Origin of the sequence: Microbacterium sp. H6, from assembly GCF_003314775.1 — a bacterium.
In the GTDB taxonomy this organism is placed as follows: domain Bacteria; phylum Actinomycetota; class Actinomycetes; order Actinomycetales; family Microbacteriaceae; genus Microbacterium; species Microbacterium oxydans.
Genome location: NZ_QOAY01000102.1, coordinates 9,415 through 14,578 on the forward strand (window position 1 = coordinate 9,415; position 5,164 = coordinate 14,578).

Below are 5,164 nucleotides of genomic sequence, written 5' to 3' on the forward strand. Positions count from 1 at the left end.
CGTGCGCGTGGCAGTGCGGGGCGGCGACGGCAGCTGGTCCGCCGACAGCCCGGAGACCTGGCTCGAGGCCGGCCTTCTCCTGGCAGACGACTGGTCGGCGCGACCGGTGGGGGTCGACCTCGACGAGGATCCGGAGAGCGATGCCCGCCGCGCGACCCTGGTTCGACGCGGCTTCCGCGTCGAGGGCGAGATCGCCAGCGCCCGGCTCTACGCCACGGCGCACGGCTTGTACGAGGCGGAGATCAACGGGGTCCGCGTCGGCTCCGACACGCTCTCACCCGGATGGACGACCTACCGCGAACGCCTGCGGTACTGCACCTACGACGTGACCGCACTGCTCCTCGACGGCGAGAACGCGCTCGGCGCCTGGCTCGGCGACGGCTGGTACCGCGGTCGTCTGGGCTGGCGCGGCGGTCATCGCAACGTCTTCGGCAGCGACCTGTCCTTCCTCGGCCAGTTGGAGCTCGTCTACGTGGACGGACGGCGCGAGACGATCGCGACCGACGAATCCTGGAGGGCATCACTCTCCCCCATCCTCCGTTCCGGCATCTACGACGGCGAGGACTACGACGCACGGCACGAGCACACCGGGTGGACGACCGCGCCGTTCGACGACACCGGCTGGTTCCCTGTCGCCGTGCGCGAACGCGACCCGCGAACCCTGGTCGCCCCGACCGGCCCGCCCGTGCGGGTGACGGAGGAGGTCGCCCCGATCGCCGTGCTCACCTCACCGAGCGGCGCACGCATCCTCGATTTCGGGCAGAACCTCGTCGGCAGGGTCCGCATCCGCGTCGCGGGTTCCCGCGGTGCCACCGTGACGCTGCGCACCGCGGAGGTTCTACAGGAGGGCGAGATCTACACGCGTCCGCTGCGCAGCGCCCGTTCGAGCGACGCCTACACGCTGGCCGGACATCAGGGCGGCGAAGAATGGGAGCCTCGGTTCACCTTCCACGGCTTCCGCTACGTAGACGTCTCGGGGTGGCCGGGCGACCTCGACGCGGATGCCGCGGCCGGCGCGCTCGTCGCCCGTGTGCTCCACACCGACCTCGAGCGCACCGGATGGTTCACGTGCTCCGACCCGCTGGTCGAGCAGCTGCACCGCAACGTGGTCTGGGGCATGCGGGGGAACTTCGTCGACATCCCCACCGACTGTCCGCAGCGCGACGAACGCGTGGGCTGGACGGGCGACGTGCAGGTGTTCGGCCCGACCGCGTCGACACTCTTCGACGTCTCGGGGATGCTGTCCGGCTGGCTCAGAGACGTCGAGGCCGATCAGCTGCCCGACGGCACTGTGCCCTGGTTCGTGCCGGTGATCCCGTCGCACAAGGTCTGGTCTCCGGCCAGGGCTGGTGCCGCCTGGGGAGACGTCGCCACGCTGCTGCCCTGGACCCTGTACGAGCGCTTCGGCGACACCGGCGTGCTGGCGACGCAGTTCGAGAGCGCACGCCGCTGGGTCGACAAGGTCGATTCGCTGGCCGGACCCGACCGACTGTGGGACGAGGGGTTCCAGCTCGGCGACTGGCTCGATCCCGCCGCTCCCCCGCAGGATCCCGGAGCCGGCCGCACGGATCGGTACCTCGTGGCCACGGCCTACTTCGCCAGATCGGCCAGGGCGCTCGCGGAAATGGCCGGGGTGCTCGGGCTCCCCGCAGAGGCTGCGCGCTATGCGACTCTCGCCACCGAGGTCGCCGCCGCCTTCCGCGCGGCCTACGTGCGAGCCGACGGCACGATGACCTCGGACGCTCAGACCGCGTACGCCCTCGCCATCGTGTTCGCGTTGCTCGACGACGACACGCAGCGCGCAGCGGCAGGGGCGCGTCTCGCCGAGCTGGTGCGAGAGGCAGGCAATCGCATCGCGACGGGCTTCGTCGGCACACCGCTGGTCTGCGACGCGCTGACCATGACCGGCCATGCGGACACCGCGTACGACCTGCTGCTCGAGCAGGGCTGCCCGTCGTGGCTGTATCAGGTCGCGCAGGGAGCGACCACGGTCTGGGAGCGCTGGGATGCGATGCTCCCCGACGGCACGGTGAACCCCGGCACCATGACATCGTTCAACCACTACGCGCTGGGCGCCGTCGCCGATTGGCTGCACCGCAGCGTCGCAGGGCTCGCCGCCGCGGAACCGGGCTACCGCCGCATCCGTTTCGCCCCGCGCCCTGGCGGTGGGCTCACGCATGCCTCATCGACGCAGCGCACTCCCTACGGAGTCGCGTCGATCTCGTGGCACGTCGACGGCGACCGACTGCACGTCGACGTCGTGGTCCCGGTCGGCGCGACCGCGGAACTCGACCTGCCAGGAACATCCGTCGAGGAACTCGGGCACGGCTCCCACACGCGGACGGTGCGCATGCGGTCGTGACGGCCTGGCCGAATGCAGACTCCGGTCGCACTCTCCGTCGTTCCCGCTCGGCGGGAGCGATGGAAAGTGCGACCGGAATGTCGCTTGGCACCGACGGGTCAGCGGGCGGCTGAGTCCCCCGCGTTCGCTGCGGCGATGAGCTGCTCGATCTGCTCGAAGTCGACGGGAAGGCCCGGGAAACCGGCCAGGCGACCGATCGGGAACGACGCCATCATCTTCTGCATCGCCTCGTCGTTCGGCATCATCGACGCCGCTGCCGCATCGCCGCCGGACCCGCCCAGAAGACCACCGAGAGCCTGCTGCACGATCGGGCCCGCGACGGGGTGCGACATCAGGTCGCCGACCGAGGAGTTCATGGTCAGCTCCTGGCGCACCGTGTCTCCGGCGATGTCGACGGTCGCGGTGGAGCGGATGTCGCGGCTGGAGGCGGCGACGTCGACGATGTACTCGCCGCCCTCCACCACCCAGCGGTCGACGCGGACATCCCAGTAGGCGAGGTCCTCGCGCCGCACGACCAGCTCGACCGTGCGGGTCTCCCCTGCGGCGAGCGCGACGGAGGAGAAGGCCTTGAGCTCGCGGGGTGCGCGCTGCACGATCGATGTCGCCGGAGCCACGTACACCTGCACCACCTCGCGGCCGTCGCGGTCTCCGGAGTTCGTGACGTCGACGCGCACGACGATGTCGCCGTCCGCTCCGACCTCGGCCGTCGCAGGTGCGTACTCGAACGTCGTGTAGGAGAGACCGTGGCCGAAGGGGAAGGTCACGTCGAGACCCTTCGCGTCGTACCAGCGGTAGCCCACCAGCAGGCCCTCGCCGTAGCGGACATGTCCGAACTCTCCGGGGAAGTTGCCGAACGAGGGGTTGTCCTCGAGCCGCACCGGCACGGTCTCGGTGAGCTTGCCCGAGGGGTTCACCGTCCCGTAGAGCACGTCAGCCACAGCGCTGCCGCCCGCCTGACCGAGCAGCCAGCTCTCGACGATCGCGGGTACACGGTCGGCGAAGGGGAGCGCGACCACGCCGCCGTTCGACAGCACCACCACGACACGAGGGTTCACCGCGAGCACGGCATCGAGCACCGCAAGCTGCTCGGCGGGCAGATCGATGTGGTCGCGGTCGAAGCCCTCCGACTCCTCCGCGGCCGGGAGCCCGAGGAAGAGCACGGCCACGTCAGCCGCCGTCGCGATGTCGACGGCTTCCGCCCGCAGGTCGTCTGCAGAGCGTCCGGACGCGGCGATGGCACCACCTTCGACCGCGAAGCCCGCGGCGTAGGTGACGTGGTCGCCGCCGACGGCGCGCAGTCCGTCGAGGGCCTCGTCGATGCGCGTGGGGTTGATCAGCGAAGAGCCCGCTCCCTGGAACCGCGGCTCGGTCGCGAACGCGCCGATCACGGCGACCTTCTGGTCGTCGGCGAGCGGCAGCAGCGCACCGTCGTTCTTCAGCAGCACGATGGACCGACCAGCGGCCTCCCTGGCCAGCGCGTGGTGCGCGTCGACGTCGAGCGGGCCGGACACGGCAGGACGCCGGGCGGCCTTGCGCACGAGGTCGATCGCGCGACCGGCTGCGGTGTCGAGCACGCTCTCGGCGAGTTCGCCGGCGCGCACGGCTGCGACGAGCTGCGCATCCGTCCTCCCACCGGACGAGGGCATCTCCAGGTCGAGTCCTGCGGCGACGCCGGCGACGCGGTCGTTCACGGCTCCCCAGTCCGAGACGACGAGGCCGTCGAAGCCCCAGTCGTCGCGGAGCACGCTGGTGAGCAGCCAGGGGTCCTCTGAGGTCCAGACGCCGTTGAGCTTGTTGTACGAGCACATGACCGTCCACGGCGCAGCGTCCTTCACGACACGCTCGAATCCGCGCAGGTAGATCTCCCGCAGCGGACGCGGATCCACGTCGGAGCTCGCGCGCATGCGGTCGAACTCCTGGTTGTTCGCAGCGAAGTGCTTGAGCGAGGTGCCGACGCCCTTCGACTGGATGCCGCGGACGGACGCGGCTCCGAGCACGCCCGACACGATCGGGTCTTCCGAGAAGTACTCGAAGTTGCGGCCGCACAGCGGTGAGCGCTTGATGTTGATGCCGGGTCCGAGCACGACCGCGACGTCCTCGATCGCGGCCTCGATGCCGATCGCGGCGCCCACCCGCTCGATGATCTCGGGATCCCACGATGAGCCGATACCGACGGCGGGCGGGAAGCACGTGGCCGGGACGCTGCTCGCGAGGCCGAGGTGATCGGTGCTGCCCGACTGCTTGCGCAGACCGTGCGGTCCGTCGGTCATCATCACCGACGGGATGCCCACGCGGTCGATCGCCTTCGTCGTCCAGAAGTCCGCACCGCTGGTGAGCGAAGCCTTCTCCTCGAGGGTCAGGTCGGAAGCCGAGTTCTCGGTCATTGTGTTCCTTTCGCGGGCGACGGCGATGTCCTTGCGAAAACCTTATGCCTTTCAGTATTAGATTTCAAACGTCATTCAGGATTAGGGTCGAGTCATGGCACGACGAGGTTCGTACGCGAAGGGTGTCGCGAGGCGCGAGGAGATCCTCGAGAGCGCCCTCGACGTGATCGGACGCAAGGGGTATCAGAACGCCTCGCTCAAGGAGATCGCCGAGGTCGTCGGTGTCACACCCGCCGCCCTCCTGCACTACTTCGGATCGAAGGAGGAGCTCTTCACCGAGGTGCTCCGCACCCGCGATGCGCATGACGGTCTCGACCCGACAGGACTCGGGGCCGACGATGCCCGCACCGCCTTCCTCGACGTGATCCGCCACAACACCGAGGTTCCCGGCATCGTCGCGTTGTTCTCGCGGCTCTCG

The 5,164-nt window shown here is 69.7% G+C and carries 3 protein-coding genes; 2 read left to right on the plus strand and 1 reads right to left on the minus strand.

Translation table 11 applies throughout. The features are described from left to right. A partial coding sequence (locus DSP71_RS06900; RefSeq protein WP_113680711.1) for an alpha-L-rhamnosidase occupies positions 1-2,362 on the plus strand: 2,362 nt, incomplete at its 5' end. Between the two features lie 98 nt (positions 2,363-2,460). Here DSP71_RS06900 and DSP71_RS06905 read toward each other — a convergent pair. After that, positions 2,461-4,746, minus strand: coding sequence for a glycoside hydrolase family 3 C-terminal domain-containing protein (locus tag DSP71_RS06905; RefSeq protein WP_113680712.1), 2,286 nt, complete (start codon positions 4,744-4,746; stop codon positions 2,461-2,463). A gap of 94 nt (positions 4,747-4,840) precedes the next feature. Here DSP71_RS06905 and DSP71_RS23265 point away from each other — a divergent pair. Further along, positions 4,841-5,164: TetR/AcrR family transcriptional regulator (locus DSP71_RS23265; protein WP_258546302.1), on the plus strand; the 324-nt coding region annotated here is incomplete at its 3' end.